This window comes from Actinacidiphila sp. bgisy160 (assembly GCF_057707815.1).
This window is the reverse complement of sequence record NZ_JBYIQW010000078.1, coordinates 1-23001: the sequence shown is the minus strand read 5'-3', so window position 1 is coordinate 23001 and position 23001 is coordinate 1. Positions and strand designations below refer to the sequence as shown.

22 protein-coding genes and 1 pseudogene are annotated in these 23001 nt (G+C 71.3%); 14 read left to right on the top strand and 9 right to left on the bottom strand.

Annotated features, from left to right (window positions below; genetic code table 11):
• Nucleotides 1-70 precede the first annotated feature (70 nt).
• From AC3EUJ_RS34620 to AC3EUJ_RS34605, 4 genes and pseudogenes are all read right to left on the bottom strand, one after another.
• Entirely contained in the window at nt 71-940 is an 870-nt protein-coding gene (locus AC3EUJ_RS34620; protein WP_431968560.1) for a hypothetical protein, read from the bottom strand.
• 498 nt (nt 941-1438) lie between these two features.
• On the bottom strand, nt 1439-2824 hold the full coding sequence (locus tag AC3EUJ_RS34615; RefSeq protein WP_431968558.1) for a recombinase family protein: 1386 nt from the start codon (nt 2822-2824) through the stop codon (nt 1439-1441).
• Between the two features lie 19 nt (nt 2825-2843).
• Nucleotides 2844-2981, bottom strand: a pseudogene (locus tag AC3EUJ_RS34610) (thiamine-binding protein); the annotation flags it as partial.
• The gene (locus AC3EUJ_RS34605) at nt 2978-3331 is read right to left on the bottom strand and encodes a DUF3817 domain-containing protein (RefSeq protein ID WP_431968556.1); all 354 of its coding nucleotides are present in this window, start codon (nt 3329-3331) and stop codon (nt 2978-2980) included. The pseudogene AC3EUJ_RS34610 and the gene AC3EUJ_RS34605, both read right to left, overlap by 4 nt.
• Nucleotides 3332-3533: 202 nt before the next feature.
• Here AC3EUJ_RS34605 and AC3EUJ_RS34600 point away from each other — a divergent pair, with 202 nt between their 5' ends.
• From AC3EUJ_RS34600 to AC3EUJ_RS34580, 5 genes are all read left to right on the top strand, one after another.
• Nucleotides 3534-4361 carry a DUF2127 domain-containing protein gene (locus AC3EUJ_RS34600; RefSeq protein ID WP_431968554.1) on the top strand — a complete coding sequence of 276 codons (828 nt, stop codon included), beginning with the start codon at nt 3534-3536 and terminating at the stop codon, nt 4359-4361.
• A 3-nt stretch (nt 4362-4364) separates the two neighbouring features.
• Nucleotides 4365-5003, top strand: a complete 639-nt coding sequence (locus tag AC3EUJ_RS34595) for an AIM24 family protein (protein ID WP_431968552.1) — start codon at nt 4365-4367, stop codon at nt 5001-5003.
• Nucleotides 5003-5653: an AIM24 family protein gene (locus AC3EUJ_RS34590; protein WP_431968550.1), complete on the top strand. Its 651-nt coding sequence runs from the start codon at nt 5003-5005 to the stop codon at nt 5651-5653. Before AC3EUJ_RS34595 ends, AC3EUJ_RS34590 begins: the two co-directional genes overlap by 1 nt.
• Complete coding sequence (locus tag AC3EUJ_RS34585; protein WP_431968548.1) at nt 5650-6429, top strand: AIM24 family protein; 780 nt, start codon at nt 5650-5652, stop codon at nt 6427-6429. Before AC3EUJ_RS34590 ends, AC3EUJ_RS34585 begins: the two co-directional genes overlap by 4 nt.
• 64 nt (nt 6430-6493) lie before the next feature.
• Nucleotides 6494-6970 carry a MarR family winged helix-turn-helix transcriptional regulator gene (locus AC3EUJ_RS34580; RefSeq protein ID WP_431968546.1) on the top strand — a complete coding sequence of 159 codons (477 nt, stop codon included), beginning with the start codon at nt 6494-6496 and terminating at the stop codon, nt 6968-6970.
• A gap of 44 nt (nt 6971-7014) precedes the next feature.
• Here the strand turns inward: AC3EUJ_RS34580 and meaB are convergent, their stop codons facing one another.
• Nucleotides 7015-7971: a methylmalonyl Co-A mutase-associated GTPase MeaB gene (gene meaB / locus AC3EUJ_RS34575; RefSeq protein ID WP_431968544.1), complete on the bottom strand. Its 957-nt coding sequence runs from the start codon at nt 7969-7971 to the stop codon at nt 7015-7017.
• A gap of 177 nt (nt 7972-8148) precedes the next feature.
• Nucleotides 8149-9324, bottom strand: a complete 1176-nt coding sequence (locus AC3EUJ_RS34570; protein WP_431968571.1) for an acetyl-CoA C-acetyltransferase — start codon at nt 9322-9324, stop codon at nt 8149-8151.
• Between the two features lie 172 nt (nt 9325-9496).
• Between AC3EUJ_RS34570 and mce the strand changes: the two genes are divergently transcribed.
• The 7 genes from mce to AC3EUJ_RS34535 all read left to right on the top strand — a co-directional run bounded on the left by mce (nt 9497) and on the right by AC3EUJ_RS34535 (nt 19127).
• Nucleotides 9497-9925, top strand: a complete 429-nt coding sequence (gene mce, locus AC3EUJ_RS34565; RefSeq protein ID WP_431968542.1) for a methylmalonyl-CoA epimerase — start codon at nt 9497-9499, stop codon at nt 9923-9925.
• Nucleotides 9926-10103: 178 nt separating this feature from the next.
• Nucleotides 10104-14000 (top strand): polarized growth protein Scy, encoded by a 3897-nt coding sequence (gene scy, locus AC3EUJ_RS34560; RefSeq protein ID WP_431968540.1) that lies wholly within the window; start codon nt 10104-10106, stop codon nt 13998-14000.
• 103 nt (nt 14001-14103) lie between these two features.
• The gene (locus AC3EUJ_RS34555) at nt 14104-15036 is read left to right on the top strand and encodes a coiled-coil domain-containing protein (protein WP_431968538.1); all 933 of its coding nucleotides are present in this window, start codon (nt 14104-14106) and stop codon (nt 15034-15036) included.
• Nucleotides 15037-15168: 132 nt separating this feature from the next.
• The gene (locus AC3EUJ_RS34550) at nt 15169-16155 is read left to right on the top strand and encodes an ABC transporter ATP-binding protein (protein WP_431968536.1); all 987 of its coding nucleotides are present in this window, start codon (nt 15169-15171) and stop codon (nt 16153-16155) included.
• Between the two features lies 1 nt (nt 16156).
• Nucleotides 16157-16933 (top strand): ABC transporter permease, encoded by a 777-nt coding sequence (locus tag AC3EUJ_RS34545; RefSeq protein WP_431968534.1) that lies wholly within the window; start codon nt 16157-16159, stop codon nt 16931-16933.
• Nucleotides 16934-17046: 113 nt separating this feature from the next.
• Nucleotides 17047-18261 (top strand): ABC transporter ATP-binding protein, encoded by a 1215-nt coding sequence (locus AC3EUJ_RS34540; RefSeq protein ID WP_431968532.1) that lies wholly within the window; start codon nt 17047-17049, stop codon nt 18259-18261.
• Nucleotides 18258-19127, top strand: a complete 870-nt coding sequence (locus tag AC3EUJ_RS34535; protein WP_431968530.1) for an ABC transporter permease subunit — start codon at nt 18258-18260, stop codon at nt 19125-19127. The genes AC3EUJ_RS34540 and AC3EUJ_RS34535 overlap by 4 nt, the downstream gene beginning before the upstream one ends.
• A gap of 28 nt (nt 19128-19155) precedes the next feature.
• Here the strand turns inward: AC3EUJ_RS34535 and AC3EUJ_RS34530 are convergent, their stop codons facing one another.
• Nucleotides 19156-19479, bottom strand: a complete 324-nt coding sequence (locus AC3EUJ_RS34530) for an ATP/GTP-binding protein (RefSeq protein WP_431968528.1) — start codon at nt 19477-19479, stop codon at nt 19156-19158.
• A gap of 210 nt (nt 19480-19689) precedes the next feature.
• Between AC3EUJ_RS34530 and AC3EUJ_RS34525 the strand changes: the two genes are divergently transcribed.
• The gene (locus AC3EUJ_RS34525) at nt 19690-20715 is read left to right on the top strand and encodes an LLM class flavin-dependent oxidoreductase (protein ID WP_431968526.1); all 1026 of its coding nucleotides are present in this window, start codon (nt 19690-19692) and stop codon (nt 20713-20715) included.
• Nucleotides 20716-20768: 53 nt separating this feature from the next.
• On the opposite strand, the gene AC3EUJ_RS34520 is transcribed toward AC3EUJ_RS34525, so the two are convergent.
• A complete protein-coding gene (locus tag AC3EUJ_RS34520; protein ID WP_431968524.1) occupies nt 20769-21161 on the bottom strand; it encodes an SCO5389 family protein in 393 nt (130 codons plus the stop codon).
• A gap of 186 nt (nt 21162-21347) precedes the next feature.
• On the opposite strand from AC3EUJ_RS34520, the gene nucS reads away from it, so the two are divergent.
• Nucleotides 21348-22010 (top strand): endonuclease NucS, encoded by a 663-nt coding sequence (nucS, locus tag AC3EUJ_RS34515; protein ID WP_431968522.1) that lies wholly within the window; start codon nt 21348-21350, stop codon nt 22008-22010.
• Between the two features lie 97 nt (nt 22011-22107).
• Here the strand turns inward: nucS and AC3EUJ_RS34510 are convergent, their stop codons facing one another.
• A complete protein-coding gene (locus tag AC3EUJ_RS34510) occupies nt 22108-22944 on the bottom strand; it encodes a hypothetical protein (protein ID WP_431968520.1) in 837 nt (278 codons plus the stop codon).
• Nucleotides 22945-23001 lie beyond the last annotated feature (57 nt).

Here is a 23001-nt window from a genome sequence, read left to right as displayed (position 1 = left end):
TTTCCTAGATGTGGACGGTCACGCAATGCCCCAGGTGCTCGTGGGGGAGACGCCTCGATTGGGGCCAGGGTCAGTCCCACCAGAGCACGATGAGCAGGTGGCGCTTTGCTGCGTCGAGGCAGAAGTCCCGCAGGGCGTTGAAGTGCTTCAGCAGGTACTCACGCGGGCCGCCGATGATGTGGTCGGCCCCGTGGCCGATCAGGTATCCGGCTTCGCGCTCGTCGGTGGGCAGGGCGGCCAGGAGGGAGTGCATGTCGATCTGGTCGAGCAGTTCGGAGACACGCGCCACTTGAGCGCTGGACAGAGCCGTAGGGACAGGCCCGAACGGGCCGATGGCGTGCGGGTGCGTATTGAGGAAGCCCAGGTCGACAGCGGTGTCGCCGTCGGTGGCCTGGCGGAGAGCGTCAAGGCGAGCCTCATCGAGCCCGGACACTTCGCCCAGGCGGGCAAGCAAGGCCGGGGCCCAGTCCAGGTCCAGCACGTCCGATGCCGGCGGATCCCAGCGAGCATCACCGTCCGGTGACGCGCTGGCTGTCTGGCGGCAGGCGGCGAGATACACCGCCGGAATGCGGGCGAGCTGCTGGGTGACGGCCATGATGGGAGTATCTCGGCGATGTCCACCGGATTCTCTTGCGCTCGCTTGGGGCCGAGCACGATCAGCTGGACCACCCACGGCCACCGCCTCGGACGCCACGGTGCCGAGCGATTGCAGGGTCTCCAGCGCGACCGGAGCCGGCGGAGTGGCGATGGCGGCAGCGTCACGGCGCAGTGAGGCTACTTCCTGGCGTAGGAGCGCCCGCGCTCCCGCTTCGGCGTACGCCGCGTTGGTCTCGGCGCTGCTGGCGCGCCGCTCCAAATCTGCGCGCTGCTCCTCCGCCTCGATGGCGGGGGCGTAGTACCAGCGAAGTCCGTCGGCCACGTCCGACAGCCAGTCCCCCACACCCTTGCGGATCAGCGGAAGATCCCGCCACTCCCCGCCGGGTGTCGCCCAACTTGCCCCGTCCGCACGAACGGCAGCGGGTCACGAGCGTGGCCAGCGTGCTGAGCGGCAGTTTCCAGCGCGCGACGGGCGGCTACGTCGTCTATGTACTTCCTCAAGATTCGACTCCCTTGCAGTTACGTCCGAGCCTTGCCCTTCCCGCTGTCCGCAAGATCGCGCAGCGACCGAGGACCCCAACAGGTGACCGGAGGTGGATCAAAGGCAACCATTAGGTGGCTTTGCGAGTCCATAAAATCCCACGTCAACAGCAGAATAGGTGAAAGGAGAGACCAATTTAAACATCTCCCGCTGTAGGGCAAACCGAGAACGGTGTCACCATCGTCATTCGTCACTTCGGGCCGACAGCATCCACAGGGCTGCAGCGCCCGCAGGAACGCCCACGGCCCGCCACCGGAGGGGATTCCAGCAACGGGCCGTGAACGGCAGTCAGGCGAGCACCTACTCAAGTAGGCCGCTTTCCACCAGGGCGATGCCCTGCAGTTCGGCTTCCGCCCGGTCTTCTGGCCCCCACTCGATGCTCAGCCGCTCCGCCTGCTGCTTCGGCCACAGGGTCACCCGCAGGTGCAGGTCAGCGAGCAAACGGCTACGCGACTCCGGCGAAGCCTCCCATGCATCCGCCATGGTCCGGCCGGTGGGAACCTGGACCTCCCGCACCTCCGGGTCGTGAGCGGCCCGCAGAGCGGCGTAGGCGGCTTCTAGCTCTGCCTCCATCTCGCCGAGGGTCGCCAGCATCAGCGGCCCGGCGGTGGCCATGCGCTCCCCCAGTCGGCGGGCTTGCTCCTGAGCGGCGATCATCTCGGCAGAAAGATCGTTCCCACCTTCCAGTCGGACTACGTGCTCAGCGAACTGCCCCCAGGTATGCAGGAATTCGGCCTCCACCCGCTGATCCAGCGTCTCTGCGTAGATCGTCACGTGACCAGCCTTGCAGCGGTACAGCGGTACGCCCTTGTCGCTGGTTCCGCCATTGAGCCTGCCGTCGCAGCGATAGCAGAACGCCAGACCAGCAACCAGGGGAGTCGCCCGGCGGGGTGCACGGTCGGTGCCGGTGGCCAGCGCGAGTAGACGTTCCCGGACGGCCTTGGCTTCGGCGGCAGTCAGGATCGGGTCGGCGAACTGAACCGGCGTGACGCCATCGGCAGCCAGCACCAGGGCGCCTTTGTGGGCACGGTGACCCCGGAGCGTCGGCGACTTCAGGAGTCTGCGCCACTGGGGTTCAGACAAGCCGACCATGCGGGCGGTTCCCGCTACCGTGCCATCGCTGATCAGCTTGGCCACAGCAGCGCGGATGAGTTCGGCTTGCGCAGCGTCGACGGCGAGATAGGCCGCACCGTCCCGCCGGGTGATCTGGTATCCGAACGGCGCTCTCCCGCTGGACCACCGTCCTTGCGTCCGGCGCGTCTCGTGCCCTTCGCTGATACGAGCAGCGATCATGCTGCGTTCCCACTCAGCGAGTGCAGCGAGGACGTTCCCCACCATGCGGCCGGTTGGCGTGCTGGTGTCGATCGTGTTGTCTGTGGTCGCGATCTTGGCCCCGTAGGCTTCCGCCCACGCCACCAGCCGCAGGAACTCGCTCATGCTGCGGGCGTAGCGGTCCAGCTTCCATGCGATCACCACATCAGGCGTTGCCGCCATCAGCGCTGACATGCCCTTGCGCTGCTCCAGCGGCTTGGCTCCGCTGACGCCTACGTCTATGTACTCGACGGATGCGGCAGGGTCGTGCCCATGGGCGGTAAGCCACTGATGGGCAGCAGCGCGCTGAGTCTCGATTGAAGCGCTGTCGTCACTCTCGCGGGACAGTCGCAGGTAGATCGCCGTGCTGGTCATGCACTCGAAGCTACCTGCGTTTGCCCTCGATGGAGGTGAACATCGCGTCGGTGCGGTTGGGCAGCCCCGACTCGCGGACCACGCGGACCGCGTCGGCCACGTACGCACCGACGTCCTCGCCGACGCCGAGCGGGGTGACGGAGAAGGCGACGATCACGCCTCGACCACGCCTTCCTTGAGCTCCTTGCGCGCACGGGCCGCGATGACGCTGTCCTCGGCCTCACGGCGCAGCCTGCGCTCGGCGAAGAAGCCGCCGGTGGGCAGGACGGAGAGCAGGAAGTACAGCGCGGCGCGGCCGAGCGGCCACTTGGTGCGGTTCCAGGCGTCCAGCCAGAACAGGACGTAGAGGAGGAAGAAAGCAGCGTGAACGTAGCCCATGACCCGGACCGCGTCGAAGTCCGTGGTGCGCTTGAGCACCGAGCAGACCAGCAGGATCAGGAACGACACCGCCTCTGGGGCGGAGACCAGGCGGAGCCGGTTGAGGGCGGAGGCGGTCTTGGTGTCCACGGGACCTCACTATCGGGACAGGGACTGCGGCGGGCGTCGACGCTGCGATCAGGATGTTTGTGAATGCGATCACAAGTGGCCCACCCATTATCACCCGGCCCTCCGGCCGCCCTGCCCCCGGGTCCCCCGGGGGACAGGTGAACCGTCGGCGGGCCGGACGCGTCCCCCTCCATGACGAACCGCCCTGACGAGGAAGAAGCGGATGAAGCTGGACTGGGACCGCCGGCACTGCGCCCGGCGCGGGCACATCACGTACGCGCCCGACGAGGCGCACCTGCGGGAGCGGCTGCGCGCCGAGACCGCGCTGGGGGAGGTGTGGCGCTGCCTGCGCTGCGGCGACTTCGCCCTGGGCCCGCCGCACGGCTCGGGTCCGGCCGACCGGGCACCCGAGGTGCCGCGCGGACGCGCGCTGCGCGACCTGTTCATCCTGCGCTTCCTGGCGGTGGAGCGGCTGCTGCGCGGGGTGTTCATCGTCATCGCGGCGTGGGCGGTGTGGCGGTTCAGCAACTCGCAGGACTCGGTGCGCCGCTTCTTCGAGGAGAACCTCACCGTCTTCCGGCCGGTCTTCCGGCACTTCCACTACGACCTCGAGCACTCCCCCGTCGTGGACACCATCCGCCGCACCTTCGAGTACAAGCACTCGACCCTGCTCATCGTGGCGGGCGCGCTGCTCGCGTACGCGGTGATCGAGATCGTCGAGGCCGTCGGCCTGTGGGCGGCCAAGCGGTGGGCGGAGTACCTGACGGTGGTGGCGACCGCGGCCTTCCTGCCGCTGGAGGTCTGGGAGCTCACCGAGAAGGTGAGCTACCTCAAGATCGGCACGCTCGTCCTCAACCTCCTCGCCGTCCTCTACATCCTGCTCTCCAAGCGGCTGTTCGGGCTGCGCGGCGGCCACGCCGCCTTCGAGGCCGAGCGCCGCGGCGCCTCGCTGCTGGAGGTCGAGGAGGCGGCGGGAGCACCGCAGGGAACCGGTGGACATCATGTGACGAGGACCCTGGTGACGGGTTCCTCCCGGACGGATACGGTCTGACCCGTGGCTCAGTTTCGATTGCAGGGCAGCAAGGTGCTCGCCGTGGACATGGCCGGCGACGCCGTGAAGGCGAAGAACGGCTCGATGGTCGCGTACGACGGCCAGATGAGCTTCAAGAAGATGTCCGGGGGCGGCGAGGGTCTGCGCGGCATGGTGACCCGGCGGCTGACCGGCGAGTCGATGGAGGTCATGGAGGTGCGCGGGCAGGGCACCTGCTACTTCGCCGACCGCGCGAGCGAGATCAACCTCGTACGGCTGAACGGCGAGAAGCTCTACGTCGAGGCCAGCAACCTGCTGGCCACCGAGGCGACGCTGCGCACCGGCACCACCTTCACCGGGCTGCGCGGCGCATCGCAGGGCAACGGGCTGTTCACCACCACGGTGGAGGGTGCCGGCCAGGCGGCGATCACCTCCGACGGCCCGGCGGTGGTGCTGCGCGTCGCCCCCGGGCTGCCGCTGCAGGTGGACCCGGGCGCGTACGTGGCGCACACCGGCAACCTCCGGCAGCACTTCCAGGCCGGCATCAGTTGGCGGACGATGATCGGCGAGTCGGGCGGCGAGTCCTTCCAGATCCGCTTCGAGGGCGACGGCCTGGTGTACGTGCAGCCGAGCGAGCGCAACACCATCGGGGGGCAGGTCTGATGCCCTTCACCCGCATCAACTCGAAGATGGTCGAGGCCCAGGTGCTGCCGGGGCAACGGCTGTTCAGCCAGCGCGGCGCGATGCTGGCCTACCGGGGGAACGTCACCTTCACCCCGAACGTGCAGGGCGGCCAGGGCGGCATCGGCTCGATGATCGGCCGCCGGCTGGCAAACGAGGCGACCCCGCTGATGACCGTCGAGGGCCACGGCTCGGTGATGTTCGGGCACGGCGGCCACCACGTGCACTGCGTCGACCTGACCGGCGACACCCTGTACGTCGAGGCGGACCGGCTGCTGGCCTTCGACGGCTCGCTGCGGCAGGGCACGATGTTCATGGGGTCCCAGGGCGGCGTCATGGGCGTCATCCGCGGCCAGGTCACCGGGCAGGGGCTGTTCACCACGACCCTTCAGGGGCACGGCGCGGTCGCGGTGATGGCGCACGGCGGCGTCATCGAGCTGCCGATCACCCCGCAGCGCCCGGTGCACGTCGACCCCCAGGCGTACGTCGCCCACCGCGGCGACGTGCGCAACAAGCTGTCCACCGCGCTCGGCTGGCGCGACATGGTGGGCCGCGGCTCCGGCGAGGCGTTCCAGCTGGAGCTGTCGGGTCACGGCACGGTCTACGTACAGGCGAGCGAGGAGAAGCTGTGACCCCGAACGGGCCGGTCGTCCACGACCCCTACACGCTGCCGGTCGACGACAACGTCAACCCGTACGCCTTCAGCGTCGACCTCAAGGGCCAGTGGTTCCTGCAGAAGGGGAAGATGATCGCCTACTACGGGCAGATCAGCTTCCACGGCATCGGCCACGGGGCACTCGACGGCCTGATCCGCAGCAACTTCCACTCCCCGCTGCACGCCGCGGACTGGGTGGTCGCCGAGGGCCAGGGCAAGATGATCCTCGCCGACCGGGCGTTCGACGTGAACTCCTACGACCTGGAGGACGGCAACCTGACCATCCGGTCGGGCAACCTGCTGGCCTTCCAGCCGGGCCTGTCGCTCAAGCAGTCGATCATTCCCGGCTTCCTCACCCTGATCGGCACGGGGAAGTTCGTGGCGGCCTCCAACGGCGCCGTGCACTTCGTCGAGCCCCCCGTCCGCGTCGACCCGCAGGCCCTGGTGGGGTGGGCGGACTGCCCCTCTCCCTGCCACCATTACGACCACGGGTACATGCGTGGCGTCCTGGGCGGCCTGCGGGCGCTGACCGGCGTCGGCGGCACCTCGGGCGAGGAGCACCAGTTCGAGTTCGTCGGCGCGGGGCAGGTACTCCTCCAGTCGAGTGAGGTCCTCATGCCCGAGCAGGCCACGGGCGCGGTGCCGCACGAGGCCGGTGTCCCGGGCGGCGGAACGGGCGCCCCGGGCATGGCGCAGGGCGTGCCGAGGCTCCCGGGACAACTCGGGGACCTGCAGCGCCGCTTCGGTCTGTGACCCTACCGACACGTATAGGGACCCCAAATAATCCGGATTTCAACTTTCTAGGTATAATTCCAGCATGGAGACAGAGACCGGCACCCTTTGGCTGACCGCCGACGAGCAGCGCACCTGGCGCACCCACCTGGAGGTCAGCAAGTTGCTGACGCACCAGCTCGAACGGGACCTGCAGCCGTTCGGTCTGACGTACAACGACTACGAGATCCTGGTGAACCTCTCGGAGTCGCCCGAGCACCGCATGCGGATGAGCGACCTGGCCCGCGCCACCCTGCAGTCCAAGAGCCGGCTGTCGCACCAGATCAGCCGCATGGAGACCGCGGGCCTGGTCCGCCGCGAGAACTGCGAGTCCGACCGGCGCGGGCTGTTCGCCGTCCTCACCGAGGACGGCTGGGAGACCATGCGCAAGGTCGCCCCGCACCACGTCGCCGCCGTACGGGAGCACTTCATCGACCTGCTCCCCGCCGAGGACCTGGCGGCCCTGCGCAGGGCCCTCAACCCGGTCGCGGATCACCTTCGCGCGGTACGCGGCAAGGCCTGACCCGCCCCCGGCGCCCCCTGGGCCCGCGCCCTGCGGCGCGGGCCTCAGGTCTGCTCGGTGAGGCCCGCCACCAGCTCGTCGGCGGCGGCGTACGGGTCCAGCTCCCCGGCGACGATGCGTTCGGCGAGCGTGCCGAGCCGACGGTCGCCGTGGAGGTCGCCGATACGCTCGCGCAGCGTGGTGACGGCGATGTGCTCGACCTCCAGGGCCGCACGGCGCAGCCTGCGCTCCGCGAGCACGCCGTGCTCCTCCATCCAGGCGCGGTGCTTCTCCAGGACCTCGACCACCTCGTCGATGCCCTCGCCGCGGGCGGCGACCGTCTTGACGATCGGGGGGCGCCAGTCGCCCGGCCGGCGGGCCTCGCCCAGGCCCAGCATGTGGTTGAGCTCGCGGGCGGTCGCGTCGGCGCCGTCCCGGTCGGCCTTGTTGACGACGTACACGTCGCCGATCTCGAGGATGCCCGCCTTCGCCGCCTGGATGCCGTCGCCCATGCCCGGGGCGAGCAGCACCACGGAGGTGTCGGCCTGCGCGGCGATCTCCACCTCGGACTGGCCGACGCCGACGGTCTCCACCAGGATCACCTCGCAGCCGGCCGCGTCGAGCACCCGGATCGCCTGCGGCGCGGCCCAGGCCAGACCGCCCAGGTGGCCGCGGGTGGCCATGGAGCGGATGTAGACGCCGGGGTCGGAGGCGTGGTCGCTCATCCGGACCCGGTCGCCGAGCAGGGCGCCCCCGCTGAACGGCGAGGACGGGTCCACGGCCAGCACGCCGACCCGCTTGCCGGCCCGCCGGTACGCCGAGACCAGCGCGGACGTCGACGTGGACTTGCCGACGCCGGGCGAGCCGGTCAGGCCCACCACATACGCGCCACCGGTCAGCGGCGCGAGCGCGGACATCACCTCGCGGAGCTGCGGGGACGCCCCCTCCACCAGTGAGATCAGCCGGGCGACCGCCCGCGGGCGGCCCTGCCGTGCCTGCTCCACCAGGGTGGGGACGTCCATCGTCGCGCTCCTTGTTGCCTTTCAGGGGCTCGGTTCGCCTTCGGTTCGCTCAGCCGTCGCCGACAGTCGACCGCGTTCGCCCGCTCGTTCCTCGCAGGCTCCGCGCTCTCCCTCTCGGCAGCGGCCGCTCCCCTTCGGCTCACTCGCCGTTCGTGCCGTTACTTGCCGGTACTTCCGCTACTTGCCCGGTACGCGGATGATCAGGGCGTCGCCCTGGCCGCCGCCACCGCACAGGGCCGCCGCGCCCACACCGCCGCCGCGGCGCTTGAGCTCCAGTGCCAGGTGCAGGACGATGCGGGCGCCGGACATGCCGATCGGGTGACCGAGGGCGATGGCACCGCCGTTGACGTTCACCTTTTCAGGTGTCACGCCCAGGTCCTTCATGGACTGCACGGACACCGCCGCGAAGGCCTCGTTGATCTCGATGAGGTCCAGGTCGCCGACGGACAGCCCGTCCTTCTTCAGGGCGTGCGCGATGGCGTTGGACGGCTGCGACTGCAGCGAGTTGTCCGGGCCCGCCACATTGCCGTGGGCGCCGATCTCGGCGATCCACTCCAGGCCCAGTTCCTCGGCCTTGGCCTTGCTCATCACGACCACCGCGGCGGCGCCGTCGGAGATCTGCGAGGAGGTGCCCGCGGTGATCGTGCCCTCCTTGCTGAAGGCCGGGCGCAGCTTGGCCAGCGACTCGACCGTGGTCTCGGCGCGGATGCCCTCGTCCTTGGCGAAGACCACCGGCTCGCCCTTGCGCTGCGGGATCTCCACCGGGGTGATCTCGGCCTCGAACAGGCCGTTCTTCTGCGCGGCGGCCGCCCGCTGGTGGGACAGCGCGGCGACCTCGTCCTGCTCGGCGCGGCCGATGCCCAGGCGCGTGTTGTGCTTCTCGGTCGACTCGCCCATGGCGATGTTCTCGAAGGCGTCGGTGAGACCGTCGTACGCCATGGCGTCCAGCATCTGGACGGCGCCGTACTTGAAGCCCTCGCGGGACTTCGGCAGCAGGTGCGGGGCGTTGGTCATCGACTCCTGGCCGCCGGCCACGACGATGTCGAACTCACCCGCCCGGATCAACTGGTCGGCGAGCGCGATGGCGTCAAGGCCGGACAGGCAGACCTTGTTGATCGTCAGCGCCGGCACGCTCATCGGGATGCCGGCCTTGACGGCGGCCTGACGCGCCGGGATCTGCCCGGCACCCGCCTGGAGTACCTGGCCCATGATCACGTACTGCACCTGGTCGCCGCCGATGCCGGCCCGGTCCAGCGCGGCCTTGATGGCGACGGCGCCGAGTTCGGCACCGGAGAAGCTGCGCAGCGAGCCGAGCAGCCGGCCCATGGGGGTGCGCGCACCCGCGACGATCACGGACGTTCGTGCCTGGCTGGTCATGACGCGGCCCCTTTGCACGGAGGGAATGTTAACGATGGTTTTCGAGGGTGCTGTCAATGTACTGAGGGGTGGAGCCGGCGGTCACCCGGCAGACGGTGTGATCGCGCGCACGTTGCGTGACCACGCCGACCGGCGGTCCACTGGAGCCATGCTGACGCGAATCGACCACATCGGCATCGCCTGCTTCGACCTCGACAAGACCGTCGAGTTCTACCGTGCCACCTACGGCTTCGAGGTGTTCCACACCGAGGTGAACGAGGAGCAGGGCGTGCGCGAGGCCATGCTGAAGATCAACGAGACCTCCGACGGCGGGGCCTCCTACCTGCAGCTGCTGGAGCCCACCCGCGAGGACTCCACCGTCGCCAAGTGGCTGGCCAAGAACGGCGAGGGGGTGCACCACATCGCCTTCGGCACCGAGGACGTCGACGCGGACGCCGCGGCCGTCCGCGACAAGGGCGTGCGGGTGCTCTACGACAGCCCGCGGGGGGGCTCCATGGGGTCGCGGATCACCTTCCTGCACCCCAAGGACTGCCACGGAGTGCTCACCGAGCTCGTCACCTCGGCCAAGGACCACTGACCGGAGACGACTCGCCCCGGTAGAGTGGCCTGGCGACCCCGGGGTGGGCTGGGGTACCTGCCCGCGCCTCGGCGTGGGATCGGACACAATTCTCCGCAAGGCCCCGCGGTAAACGGGGCCCCGGGGAATCTCACTCGGTTGGCGGGTGGGTACACCAGGAGACGGATGGGACCGCGGAGTGCGGGGCTACGACCGCTACGAGGTTGAGGACGACCACCTCTCGCAGTTCGAGGCCGAGATGGAGCGGCTTCGTAAGGAACGGGACAAGGTCGTCCAGCATGCCGAAGACCTCGGCTACCAGGTCGAGGTGTTGCGCGCCAAGCTGCACGAGGCGCGCCGCAACCTCGCGACCCGTCCTGCCTACGACAACCTCGGCCACCAGGCCGACCAGTTGCTGCGCAACGCCCAGATCCAGGCGGATCAGCTGCGCGCCGACGCCGAGCGGGAGTTGCGCGAGGCCCGCGCGGCCACCCAGCGCCTCCTCCAGGAGCAGGCCGAGCACCAGGCCCGCGTCGAGGCGGAGTGGCACGCCGAGGCCGTCGCCCGGCGCCGCAGGCTCGACGAGGAGCTGGCCGAGCGCCGCACCAACGTCGAGAGCCATGTCAACGAGAACGTGGCCTGGGCCGAGCAGTTGCGCGCCCGCGCCGAGTCCCAGGCCCGCCGCCTCATGGAGGAGACCCGCGCCGAGTCGGAGGCCGCGCTGGCCGCCGCCCGCGCCGAGGCGCAGCGGATCGCCGAGAGTGCCCGGGACCGGCTGGAGTCGGAGTCCTCGACCGCGCGCGCCGAGGCCGAGCAGCTGCTGCGCCGTGCCCGCGCGGACGCGGAGCGGCTGCTGAACGCCGCTGCCGGCCAGGCCCAGGAGGCCACCACCCAGGCCGAGCAGCTGCGCGCCTCCACCCGGAACGCCGCCGAGAGCGCCCGCACCCAGGCCGGCGAGCTGTCCCGGGCCGCCGAGGACAAGTTGCGCGAGGCCGAGGAGAAGCTGCGCGAGGCGCAGAGCGAGGCCGAGCGGCTGCGCGAGGAGGCCGCCTCCAACGCCGCCAAACGGCTGGCCACCGTCGACGCCGACAACGAGCAGCGCACCCGTACGGCCAAGGCCGAGGTGGCCCGGCTGGTCGCCGAGGCGACCAAGGAGGCCGAGGCCGCCAAGGCCGAGGCCGAGCAGATCCTCGCCGACGCCAAGGCCGAGGCCGAGCGGCTGCGCAGCCAGGCCCAGGAGACCGCCAGGTCGGAGGCTGCCGAGGACGCGGCCGCGGCCCTCGCCAAGGCGGCCCGCACCGCCGAGGAGGTCCTCAACAAGGCCACCGAGGACGCCCGTGCCACCACCCGCGCGGCGAGCGAGGAGGCCGAGCGCATCCGCCGCGAGGCGGAGGCCGAGGCGGACCGGCTGCGCGGCCAGGCCGAGGAGTCGGCCGAGGAGCTGCTCGGCACCGCCAAGGACGACACCAAGGAGTACCGCGCCAAGACGGTCGAGCTGCAGGAGGAGGCCCGCAGGCTGCGGGGCGAGGCCGAGCAGCTGCGCGCCGAGGCGGTCGCCGAGGGCGAGCGCATCCGCGGCGAGGCGCGGCGCGAGGCCGTGCAGCAGATCGAGGAGGCGGCCCGGTCCGCCGAGGAGCTGCTGACCAAGGCGAAGGCCGACGCCGCGGAGCACCGGCAGAAGGCGACCGCCGACTCCGAGAAGGTCCGTACCGAGGCGATCGAGCGTGCCGCGAGCCTGCGCAAGCAGGCCGACGAGCTGCTGGAGCGTGCCCGGGGCGAGGCCGAGCAGCTGCGCGCCGAGGCCGAGCAGCAGGCCGAGCAGGTCCGGGAGGAGGCCGAGGGCGCCGGCCGGCTGGCGCGCGAGGAGGCCGAGCGGGCCGCCCAGCGGCTGCGCGACGAGGCCGAGGCCGATCTGGTCCGGCTGCGCGAGGAGGCCGAGCGCCGCATCACCGCGGCCGAGGAGGCACTGCGCGAGGCCCGCGCCGAGGCGGAGCGGCTTCGCCGCGAGACCGCCGAGGAGGCGGCCGCGCTGCGCACGGAGGTCGCCGAGCGGGTCCGCGGGCTGCAGGAGCAGGCCGAGCAGGAGACGGCGCGGCTGCGGGACGAGGCCGCCGCCGACGCGTCGCAGACCCGGGCCGAGGCCGAGCAGCTCGCCGTACGGCTGCGGGGCGACGCCGCCGCCGAGGCCGAGCAGTTGCGCACCGAGGCGCAGGAGACCGCCGACCGGGTCCGCGCGGAGGCGCAGGAGACCGCGGGACGGCTGCGGGCCGAGGCGGCCGAGGCGCTGTCCGCCGCCCAGGAGGAGGCCGCACGCCGCCGACGGGAGGCCGAGGAGCTGCTGGCGGCAGCCCGCGGTGAGGCGGAGCAGGAGCGCGCGCAGGCCGGTCGCGAGGGCGAGGAGCTGCTGGCGGCAGCCCGCAAGCGGGTGGAGGAGGCCGGCGCCGAGGCGGAACGGCTGGTCGCCGAGGCCGAGCGGCACGCGGCCGAGCTGGTCGGCGCGGCCGAGCAGACCGCCCAGCAGGTGCGGGACTCGGTGGGCGGGCTGCACGAGCAGGCCGAGGAGGAGATCGCCGGGCTGCGCTCGGCGGCCGAGCACGCCGCGGAGCGCCTGCGGGCCGAGGCCCAGGAGGCCGCGGACCGGCTGCACGCGGACGCCAACGCCGAACGCGAGCGCGCCACCGAGGACGCCCAGCGGCTGCGTCGCGAGGCGCAGGAGGAGGCCGAGGAGGCCCGGCAGCTGGCCGACCGCACCGTCGGCGAGGCCATCGAGGAGGCCGACCGGCTGCGGACGGAGACCCGCGACGAGGCCAACCGGCAGCGGACGGATGCCGCCGAGCAGGCCGACCGGCTGCTCACCGAGGCGATCGAGGAGGCCGACCGGCTCCGCGCCGACGCCGCCGCCCGGGCCGAGGAGACCGTGGGCAAGGCGCAACGCGACGCCGAGCGGCTGGGCATCCTCGCCAAGGACGCCCTCGACTCCGCGGAGCGCGACGCCGAGGAGCGCCGCCGCGCGGCCGAGGAGTCACTGGGCACCGCCGAGGCGGAGGCCCGCCGCATCGTGGACGAGGCGCGTGACACGGCCAACAAGCGCCGCACGGAGGCGGCCCAGCAGGCCGATCAGCTGATCACCAAGGCCCGCGCGGAGGCCGAGCGGCTGAGCATCCTCGCCAAGGACGCCCTGGAGTCCGCCGAACGCGACGCCGAGGCGGCCCGCGCGGAGTCCGACCGGATCCGGGACGAGGCGCGCGAGGACGCCAACAAGCGTCGTGCCGAGGCGGCGGAGCAGGCGGACGAGCTCATCTCCGAGGCGCAGGGCGAGGCCGTCAAGATCAGCACCGCCGCGGAGGAGCATGCCGACACCATGGTCGGCGCGGCCCGCAAGGAGGCCGACCGGATCGTCGCCGAGGCCACCTCGGAGAGCAACGGAATGGTGGAGCGGGCCCGTACGGACGCCGACACGCTGCTGGAGGAGGCCCGCAGGGACGCCACCGCCATCCGCGAGCGCGCGCAGGAGCTGCGGCAGCGGGTCGAGGCCGAGGTCGAGGAACTGCACGAGCGGGCACGCAACGAGGCGGCCGCCACGATGAAGTCGGCGGGAGAGCGGGTCGACAAGCTGGTCGAGGCCGCCACCGAGCAGCTGGAGAAGGCGGAGGCCAAGGCCCGCGAACTGGTCGCGGACGCCGAGGCCAAGGCCGAGGAGACCCGGTCCAGCGCGAGCGCCGAGGCGAGCAAGGTCCGTATCGCCGCGGTGAAGAAGGCCGAGGAACTGCTCAAGGGTGCCGAGCAGAAGAAGAACGGCACGGAGCGCGAGGCGGAGCGGGTGCTGAGCGAGGCCCGCGTCGAGGCCGAGCGCATCGTGACCGAAGGCAAGAAGGAGCTCGAGGTGCTGAGCCGGCGCCGCCAGGACATCAACGCGGAAATCACCCGCGTGCAGGATGTCCTTGAGGCACTGGAGTCATTCCAGCAGCCGATCGACGGGGGAAAGAGCAACAGTCAGAACGCCCCACAGAACGGTAAGAACGCGGTCACTGCCGGAGCATCGGCCGGTACGACCCGGACAGGGAGCAAGCGGTCCGACGATGCGCCACTCGATTGAGCGGTCATTGTGCACAGTTACTGGACAGTGACTGTAAGACACGCCGCTTCGGCCCCTAGGATTCCCCCTATCACCCCACCCGGTCTGAATTGACAGGATCCCCATGAGCGACACTTCCTCCCCCTTCGGCTTCGAGCTCGTGCGGCGCGGATACGACCGCGGGCAGGTGGACGACCGCATCACCAAGCTCGTCGCCGACCGTGACAGTGCACTGGCCCGGATCAACGCGCTGGAGAAGCGCATCGAGGAGCTTCACCTCGAGACCCAGAACGCGCAGGCGCAGGTCAACGACGCCGAGCCGTCCTACGCGGGTCTCGGCGCGCGCGTCGAGAAGATCCTCCGTCTCGCCGAGGAGGAGGCGAAGGACCTGCGCGAGGAGGCCCGCCGCGCCGCCGAGCAGCACCGCGAGCTGGCCGAGTCCGCCGCCACCCAGGTGCGCAACGACGCCGAGTCCTACGCCGCCGAGCGCAAGGCCAAGGCCGAGGACGAGGGCGAGCGCATCGTCGAGAAGGCCAAGGGTGAGGCCGGCCAGCTGCGCGCCGACGCGCAGAAGGACGCGCAGGCCAAGCGCGAGGAGGCGGACGCCCTCTTCGAGGAGACCCGCGCCAAGGCGGCCCAGGCCGCGGCCGACTTCGAGACCAACCTGGCCAAGCGCCGCGAGCAGTCCGAGCGCGACCTCGCCTCCCGTCAGGCCAAGGCCGAGAAGCGTCTCGCCGAGATCGAGCACCGTGCCGAGCAGCTCCGGCTGGAGGCCGAGAAACTGCGCACCGACGCCGAGCGCCGTGCCCGCCAGACGGTGGAGACCGCGCAGCGCCAGGCCGAGGACATCGTGGCCGACGCGAACGCCAAGGCGGACCGCATCCGCAGCGAATCCGAGCGCGAGCTGGCGGCGCTCACCAACCGCCGCGACAGCATCAACGCCCAGCTGACCAACGTCCGCGAGATGCTGGCCACGCTGACCGGTGCGGCGGTCGCCGCGGCCGGCGCCCCCGCCGACGACGAGCCCGTCTCGCGCGGCGTCCCGGCCCAGCGCTGACGCTCCGCGAAGTACCCGCGCGCATCGAGCCCCCCGCCTCCTCGGCAGGGGGCTCGGTCGTGTCCGGGAGAGCGCAAACGGGGGCGGGAATTCCGCGTGCATCGCGCGCCACGGCCAAATAGTGTATGCGGCATGATCGAGCTGCAGGGGCTGACCAAGCGGTACGGCGACAAGACCGCGGTGGACGACCTCACCTTCACGGTGCGGCCGGGGGTGGTCACCGGCTTCCTCGGCCCCAATGGGGCGGGCAAGTCGACGACGATGCGCATGATGCTGGACCTGGACAATCCGACCAGTGGCAGCATCCGCATCGACGGCAAGCACTACCGCGAGCTCCACGAACCACTCAAGCACATCGGGGCGTTGCTCGAGGCCAAGGCCATCCACGGCGGCCGCACGGCGTACAACCATCTGCTGTGCCTGGCCCAGTCCAACCGCATCCCGGCCCGCCGGGTCGACGAGGTGCTGGAGATCGTCGGTCTCGCGCCCGTCGCCAAGAAGCGTTCCAAAGGGTTCTCCCTCGGCATGGGACAGCGTCTCGGCATCGCCGCGGCGCTGCTCGGCGACCCGGAGATCCTGATGTTCGACGAACCGGTCAACGGACTGGACCCGGAGGGCATCCACTGGATCCGCAACCTGATGAAGGGGCTGGCCGCCCAGGGCCGCACGATCTTCGTCTCCAGCCACCTCATGAGCGAGATGGCGCTGACCGCCGAGCACCTGATCGTGATCGGTCGCGGGAAGCTGATGGCGGACACGACGATGGCGGACTTCATCGCCGAGAACTCCCGCTCCTACGTCCGCGTCCGCACCCCGGAGCCGGAGAAGTTCAAGGACACGCTGACGGCCGCGTCGATCACCGCGGTGGTCAACGATGAGGGCGCCTTCGAGATCGAGGGCACGGAATCCGCCAAGATCGGTGAACTCGCCGCCCGCAATCAGCTGGTGCTGCACGAGCTCAGCCCCCAGCAGGCCTCCCTGGAGCAGGCCTTCATGCAACTCACCGCCGAGTCGGTGGAGTACCACGCCGGCGGGCCCACAGCGGAGGGCGGCGAGGCCGCCTCCTCCGCGCCCCAGTGGGGCTCCACCTGGAACTCGCACGCCGGAAAGGAAGCCTGACATGGCAGCGACCACCGCTGTTCTGCAGTCGGAGTGGACCAAGGTCAGGACCGTCCGGTCGACCATGTGGACGCTGGCCTCCGCCACCGTCCTGACCATCGTCATCAGCGGTCTGTTCTGCCTGCTCTTCCGCACCCAGTGGGACAACCTCGACGAGGGCGCCCGCGCCCAGTTCGACGCCACCAGCCAGAGCCTGTCCGGCCTGTTCTTCGGCCAGCTCGCACTGATCACCTTCGGCGTGCTGATCATCTCCAGCGAGTACAGCACCGGCATGATCAGGGCCTCGCTCTCGGCGGTGCCGCAGCGCGCGACGTTCTACCTCTCCAAGATCGCCGTCGCGGCCGGGATCACCTTCGTCCTCGGGGTGATCGTCAGCTTCGTCTCCTTCTTCATCGGGCAGGCCGTCCTCGGCGGCGACCACGACACCTCGATCAGCGATCCGGGTGTGCTGCGCGCGGTCTTCGGGGCCGGCCTCTACATGACGCTGATGGTGCTCTTCGCCGTCGGCGTCGCGACGATGCTGCGCAGCCCGCTGGTCTCGCTGGGCATCCTCATCCCCTTCTTCTTCCTGGTCTCCGGGATCCTGTCGGCCGTGCCGGGTGCCAAGGACGTCGCCCGGTACTTCCCCGACCAGGCCGGCAGCAAGATCATGCGGGCCACGATCGCCCCGGACGACCCCGCGCCGTACAGCGCGTGGGGTGGACTCGGCATCATGGCGCTGTGGGTGATCGTGGCCCTGATCGGCGGCTATGCGCTGCTGAAGAAGCGGGACGCCTGACCACTCCCGGGCAATTCGGGCCTCACGGGGCGGGAACCGATCCCGCCCCGCCAGCCTCCTCATCCTCATGGGGGCGAACGCCGCCCCACGCACTGTTCGTCGAGGGGCGGAACATGATCGAGGCAGTCGGCCTCACCAAGACCTACGGCAGCAAGACGGCCGTGTACAACCTGTCCTTCCAGGTGCGGCCCGGCATGGTGACCGGCTTCCTCGGACCCAACGGCTCCGGGAAGTCCACCACGATGCGGATGATCCTGGGCCTGGACACCCCGACCGCGGGACGGGTGACCGTCGGCGGGCAGCCGTTCCGGCAGTTGCCCAACGCCCCGCGCCGGGTGGGCGCGCTGCTGGACGCCAAGGCCGTGCACGGCGGGCGCAGCGCTCGCCAGCACCTGCTGTGCCTGGCCCAGTTGTCCGGGATCCCGGCCCGCCGGGTGGACGAGGTGCTGGGCGTGGTGGGCCTCCAGGAGGTCGCGGGCAGGCGCTCCAAGGGCTTCTCGCTCGGCATGGGGCAGCGCCTCGGCATCGCGGCGGCGCTGCTGGGCGACCCGGAGGTGCTGCTCTTCGACGAGCCGGTCAACGGCCTGGACCCGGAGGGCATTCACTGGGTGCGCCATCTGATGCGCAAGCTCGCCTCGGAGGGCCGTACGGTCTTCGTCTCCTCGCACCTGATGAGCGAGATGGCCCTGACCGCGGACCATCTGATCGTGATCGGCCGCGGGCAACTGCTCGCCGACATGAGCGTCAAGGACTTCATCGCCCGCAACTCCACCGGCTTCGCCGTGGTCCGCACCCCTGACGTGGCCGCGGACCGCGAGAAGCTGACGAAGTCGCTGACCGACGCGGGTGCGCAGGTGCGGCAGGAACAGGACGGCGCGCTGCGTGTGACCGGTCTGGAGCTGCCGCGGATCAGCGACCTCGCCCACGACGCCGAGGTGCGGCTGTGGGAGCTGTCGCCCCACCAGGCCTCGCTCGAGGAGGCCTACATGCGGCTCACCAACGGCGCCGTCGACTACCGCTCCACCGCCGATCCCCGGCAGGGCCTGCAGCAGCCGGCCGGTGCGCCCGCGCCCGGCGGCTGGGGCATGCCGTCGCAGCCGCCGTACCCGCAGCCCGTTCCGCAGCAGCCGCCCAACGGCTACGGCTACGGCTACGGACAGCAGCAGCCTCCGGCGCAGCCGGGCCCCGGGGCGGCACCGGCCGTGCCCGTGAGCCCGTACGCGCAGCCACCCGTGCCGCCCGGTGCGCCCGTGCCGCCGCCCGCGCCCGGTGCGCCCGCCGCTCCGCCCGCCCCGCAGCCGACCCAGCCCGTCGAGGACGCCCGATGACCGCCCCCGTCCACAGCCCGGCCCCGCAGTTCTCCTCCACCCTCCCGGTGCAGAAGACCCACCTCGGCCACGCGCTGAGGTCCGAGTGGACCAAGATCCGTACGGTGCGCTCCACGATCTGGACGCTCGGCGTCATGCTGGTGCTGATCCTCGGCATCAACCTGCTCGTCGTCGGCCTGGCCTCGGCCGAGAACGTCTCCGACCCCGTGCTCGGCTTCGGCCTGTTCGGGGTGCTCCTCGGTCAGCTCTGCGTCATGACCCTCGGCGTACTGGTGATCAGCTCCGAGTACGGCACGGGCATGATCCGCACGACCCTCACGGCCTGCCCGCAGCGCGGCCGGGTGCTCACCGCGAAGGCGATCGTCTTCTTCGCGCTGACCTTCACCGTCACCACCGTGGCGTGCGCGCTCACCGCGCTGATGAACTACGCCACCTTTGGCGGCAAGCCGGTGGGCGAGGGCTCCTTCCTGGGCCCCCGGCTCGTCGTCGAGGACGGCCTCACCACCGCCAGCGGCACCCAGTGGCTCGGTGCCACCGCCGGTGTCGGCCTGTACGTGGCCCTGCTCGGGTTGCTCTCCCTGGCCGTGGGCGCGCTGCTGCGGCACTCGGCGGGCGCGATCACCACGATGATGGGCGTGGTCCTGCTGCCGCTGATCGTCGCGATCTTCATGCAGTCGGAGAGCCTGCGCAAGGTGCAGGAGAAGCTGATCGAGTACTCCTCCCCCAACGCCATCGCGTCGCTCTACCAGATGCCGATGCTGGAGAACGGCGACGCCGACGGCGTGCGCCAGTTGGTCGTGCTCGCGATCATCACGGCCGTCGCCCTGGGCGCGGCCTACGCGGCGCTCACCAAGCGAGACGTCTGACCCGGGTCACCGGGTTTCCGTCCCCCGCTCAGTAACGGGGGGCGTTGCGGGACCGCTGGAGCCGTGCGCCCCGGCGGTCCCTCGCGTTCCAGCAGGCGGTGTGCCAGTGGCGCCGGTCCTCCACGCCGCCGTACTCCGGCCATGCCACCAAGTGGCCGATGCCCGGCGGGATCTCCTGGTCGCAGCCGGGGCAGCGGTAGTGCTTGCCGCCGGTGCTCCCGGCCAGCTGACGGACGATCCACTGCTCGCCCTGCCAGCTCTCCACGCGCTCCGGTCCTCGGGCCGGCCCGGCCTCAAGGCGCTCCTCGGCTCTGCCGGCGGCGCCTCGCGGGCGGTTTCGGCGCGGGGACACGGGCACACACCTCATGCGGTTCTGGGGACTCGGGACCGCCTCCAGCGTACGCGTAGCGCCGACCGTGCCGGGTACCCGGCCGGGTACCCCGATTCGGCCATCACCTGGAAAATCATGAAATCGCGATGGCCGGGCCGTGCCTTTGGCACGTGTCAGGCGTTAATGCCGGTAGGGGAGCCGTGTCGGCCACCGAGGAAGGTGTGAAGCACGATGCGTGTCGGTACTTTCGTCCTCGCCGCCCAGTTCCCGGGGCAGGGACCGGGGGAAGCTCTGCACCGCGCGGTGCGGTCCGCGGAGGCGGCGGAGAGGGCCGGGCTGGACTCCGTATGGCTGGCGGAGCACCACTTCGTGCCGTACGGCGTGTGCCCGTCGGCCGTGACGCTCGCGGCGCTACTGCTGGGCAGGACACGCCGGATCGGGATCGGGACGGCGGTGAGCGTCCTGCCGACCGCGCACCCCGTGGCGCTCGGCGAGCAGGCGGCGCTGCTGCACATCACCTCGGGCGGCCGTTTCACGCTGGGCGTGGGCCGCGGCGGCCCCTGGGTGGACCTCGAGGTCTTCGGTGCCGGACTGGCCGCCTTCGAGAGCGGTTTCCCCGAGTCGCTGGACCTGCTGCTGCGCTGGCTGCGCGAGCCCCGGGTGGGGGCCTCGGGCGGGCGTTTCGCCTTCCGCGAGGTCGATGTCGTACCGCGGGCGGACGAGTTCGAGGCGCCCGGCGGGCCGCCGGTGGTGGTCGCCTGCACCTCGCCGGGCAGCGTCCGGCTCGCGGCGCGCAGGGGCCTGCCGATGCTGCTCGGCATGCACTGCGGCGACGAGGACAAAGCTGCCATGGTCGCAATGTGGCAGGCGGAGGCGCGCGATGCGGGGCTTTCACCCGAAATAGTGGCCAGGGCGGAACATGTCTCCGCGGGCGTCGCACAGATCGCGGACCGCCGCGCGGACGCGGTGGAGACCCTCACCAAGGCGATGCCCGGCTGGCTCCAGCGGGGCCTCGCCGCGCACCGCACGGTCGACGGCCGGCCCCGGACGATGCGTGATCCGCTCGCCTACACCGAACTCCTCTGCGATCTCCACCCGGTGGGCCCGCCCGCGCTGTGTGCCGACCGGCTGGCCGCCACCGCCGAGCGGACCGGCATCAGCCGCTTCGCCCTGCTCGTCGAGGGCTCCGGCGATCTCGCGACCACCGAGGAGAACGTGGCGCGACTGGGCAGCGAAGTGCTCCCGCAATTGGCCTGATTGAAACATCAAAGAGCAGTGGTGCGACCAACGGCGGGAGCACCCTGCCCGTTTCAGCAGTCCCGCAGTTCCGGGGACTGGTTCAGCAGCTGTGCGCGTACGGAGGTGAAGGTGGCGTAACGCTCGTCGACCGCCGGGTCCAGCGGGAACACCGCGACCCGGTGGCAGTTCTGGAACGCCAGCCGGACCCCGAAGTGCCGCTGCAGGGCGCCCCGTATCGCGTCACTCGCCAGGGCGCGGAGCAGCTGCCCGCGCGCGTGCTCGTCCGGCGGGGGAACCTGGTTGTCGGCGAACTCGCCGCCGTCCACCTTGAGTTGTGCCGCCAGAGAGCTGATCATGTCCCATGCGTAAGGCAGGGAGGTCCGGACGCAGTCGACGAATTCACGTTCGTCGACCTCGCCTCGCTCGGCCTGTTCGAGGAGGGCCGGTGAGACGTCGAGCGACATGAGTACTCCTCTCGTGACCCCCCTGTCCGAGGAGTCAGACGGACTACGGAGAGAAGCCGCCCAGAGTTCTCCCGCACGACGGCCTCCACCCACAACCGTAGGCGGAGAGGTCCCATGACACTAGGCGGGAGCGCTCACAACAGGCCATTTTCCGGCCGCGCCCGGTAGCGAGTAACGTTGCCGACCATGCGTCTCGTCATCGCCCGTTGCTCCGTGGACTACGCGGGCCGGCTCTCCGCCCATCTGCCGTCGGCGACCAGGCTGCTCCTGGTCAAGGCCGACGGCAGCGTCTCCATCCACGCCGACGACCGTGCCTACAAGCCGCTGAACTGGATGTCGCCGCCCTGCACGCTCAAGGAGGGCGAGGACGGGGTCTGGACGGTCGTCAACAAGGCCGGTGAGCAGCTGATCATCACCATCGAGGACGTGCTGCACGACACCACGCACGAACTCGGGGTTGACCCCGGCCTGATCAAGGACGGCGTCGAGGCCCACCTGCAGGAGCTGCTGGCCGACCGCATGGAGGTGCTGGGCGAGGGCTGGAACCTCATCCGCCGGGAGTACCCGACCGCCATCGGCCCGGTGGACATCCTGTGCCGGGACGCGTCCGGCACGACCGTCGCGGTGGAGATCAAGCGCCGCGGCGAGATCGACGGTGTCGAGCAGCTCACCCGGTACCTCGAACTCCTCAACCGCGATCCTCTGCTGGCGCCCGTGAAGGGCGTCTTCGCGGCCCAGGAGATCAAGCCGCAGGCGCGGGTCCTCGCCACGGACCGCGGCATCGACTGCGTCGTCCTCGACTACGACGCGCTGCGCGGCATCGAGGACGACAAGCTCCGCCTCTTCTGACGCACACCGCCTCCTCCCCCACCGCGTGGGCGGGAAGCACCACGGCGCGGCCTCGGTGGTCTGCCGACCACCACGGCCGCGCCGTGTCGGGCGCGGGTCAGGCGATCGTGCCGGAGTCGCCGGGAGCGCCGGGCAGATCGGTGCCGGTGGCGGAACTCTCGGGCGCGCTCGCGCTGGCCGAGGTGCCGGCGTCACCGGAGCCGCCGTCGGCGCCCGGGTCGGTCGGGGTGGGACTTTCCGGGTCGGTCGGCGTCGCCGACGGCGATCCGGACGGACTGCCGTCGGTCGGATCGCCCGTGCCGCCGGTCTGGCCGCCGGTCGTGGTCCCTCCCCCCTGCGTGTTGCCGCCCGCGCCGCCGCTGTGCGAACCACCGCCGGTGACCGAGCCGCCGCCGCCGGCCGAGCCGCCGCCCGCCGAGGAGCCGCCGTCGGTGCCCCCGTTGGTGCCGCCGGAGCCGCCACCGGACACGGACCCGGCACCGCCGGTGCCGCCGGCCGGCGCGCCAGGCGGCGTCCCGGCGTCGCTGCCGCTCGCCGAGGGGCTGGGCCGCTTGCTGGAGCCGGGGCTGGGGAGGTCCTCGGCCGGGAGCCCGTCGTCCGCGTTGTCCGCGTTGTCCTCCTGGGCGGACTCGACGGGCTTGACATTCATGGGGGTGTTCTGGTCACCGCCGGAGACCGTCGTGCCGAGGGCGACGACGGTGCCGAGCACGGCCGCCAGCAAGGCGCCCGCGCCGGCGGCGACGAGGTTGCGGCGGGAACCGCTGAGGGCGATCCGGCGCGGGACGGCGGCCGCGGTCAGCCGCTTGCTGATGATCGTCGTGGGCGCCTCGGATATGTCGGTGCCCGTCGCCGGGGTCTCGACGCCCACGAGGCCCGTGCCGGGCACTGGGCCGCCCTCGCGGTCCACGACGAGCGCGAGGGTGCGCCGCCCCACCGTGGGGGGGGGGGGGGGGGGGGGGGGGGGGGGGGGGGGGGGGGGGGGGGGGGGGGG

What these genes read in the sequence shown, in the direction of transcription:
- AC3EUJ_RS34580 (WP_431968546.1), top strand. Translation starts at nt 6,494, where the DNA reads ATGGAGACAGAGACCGGCACCCTTTGGCTGACCGCCGACGAGCAGCGC.
- meaB (WP_431968544.1), bottom strand. Translation starts at nt 7,971, where the DNA reads ATGGACGTCCCCACCCTGGTGGAGCAGGCACGGCAGGGCCGCCCGCGG.
- AC3EUJ_RS34545 (WP_431968534.1), top strand. Translation starts at nt 16,157, where the DNA reads ATGGCAGCGACCACCGCTGTTCTGCAGTCGGAGTGGACCAAGGTCAGG.
- AC3EUJ_RS34540 (WP_431968532.1), top strand. Translation starts at nt 17,047, where the DNA reads ATGATCGAGGCAGTCGGCCTCACCAAGACCTACGGCAGCAAGACGGCC.
- AC3EUJ_RS34525 (WP_431968526.1), top strand. Translation starts at nt 19,690, where the DNA reads ATGCGTGTCGGTACTTTCGTCCTCGCCGCCCAGTTCCCGGGGCAGGGA.
- AC3EUJ_RS34535 (WP_431968530.1), top strand. Translation starts at nt 18,258, where the DNA reads ATGACCGCCCCCGTCCACAGCCCGGCCCCGCAGTTCTCCTCCACCCTC.
- AC3EUJ_RS34520 (WP_431968524.1), bottom strand. Translation starts at nt 21,161, where the DNA reads ATGTCGCTCGACGTCTCACCGGCCCTCCTCGAACAGGCCGAGCGAGGC.
- mce (WP_431968542.1), top strand. Translation starts at nt 9,497, where the DNA reads ATGCTGACGCGAATCGACCACATCGGCATCGCCTGCTTCGACCTCGAC.
- AC3EUJ_RS34550 (WP_431968536.1), top strand. Translation starts at nt 15,169, where the DNA reads ATGATCGAGCTGCAGGGGCTGACCAAGCGGTACGGCGACAAGACCGCG.
- AC3EUJ_RS34615 (WP_431968558.1), bottom strand. Translation starts at nt 2,824, where the DNA reads ATGACCAGCACGGCGATCTACCTGCGACTGTCCCGCGAGAGTGACGAC.
- AC3EUJ_RS34590 (WP_431968550.1), top strand. Translation starts at nt 5,003, where the DNA reads ATGCCCTTCACCCGCATCAACTCGAAGATGGTCGAGGCCCAGGTGCTG.
- AC3EUJ_RS34600 (WP_431968554.1), top strand. Translation starts at nt 3,534, where the DNA reads ATGAAGCTGGACTGGGACCGCCGGCACTGCGCCCGGCGCGGGCACATC.
- nucS (WP_431968522.1), top strand. Translation starts at nt 21,348, where the DNA reads ATGCGTCTCGTCATCGCCCGTTGCTCCGTGGACTACGCGGGCCGGCTC.
- AC3EUJ_RS34555 (WP_431968538.1), top strand. Translation starts at nt 14,104, where the DNA reads ATGAGCGACACTTCCTCCCCCTTCGGCTTCGAGCTCGTGCGGCGCGGA.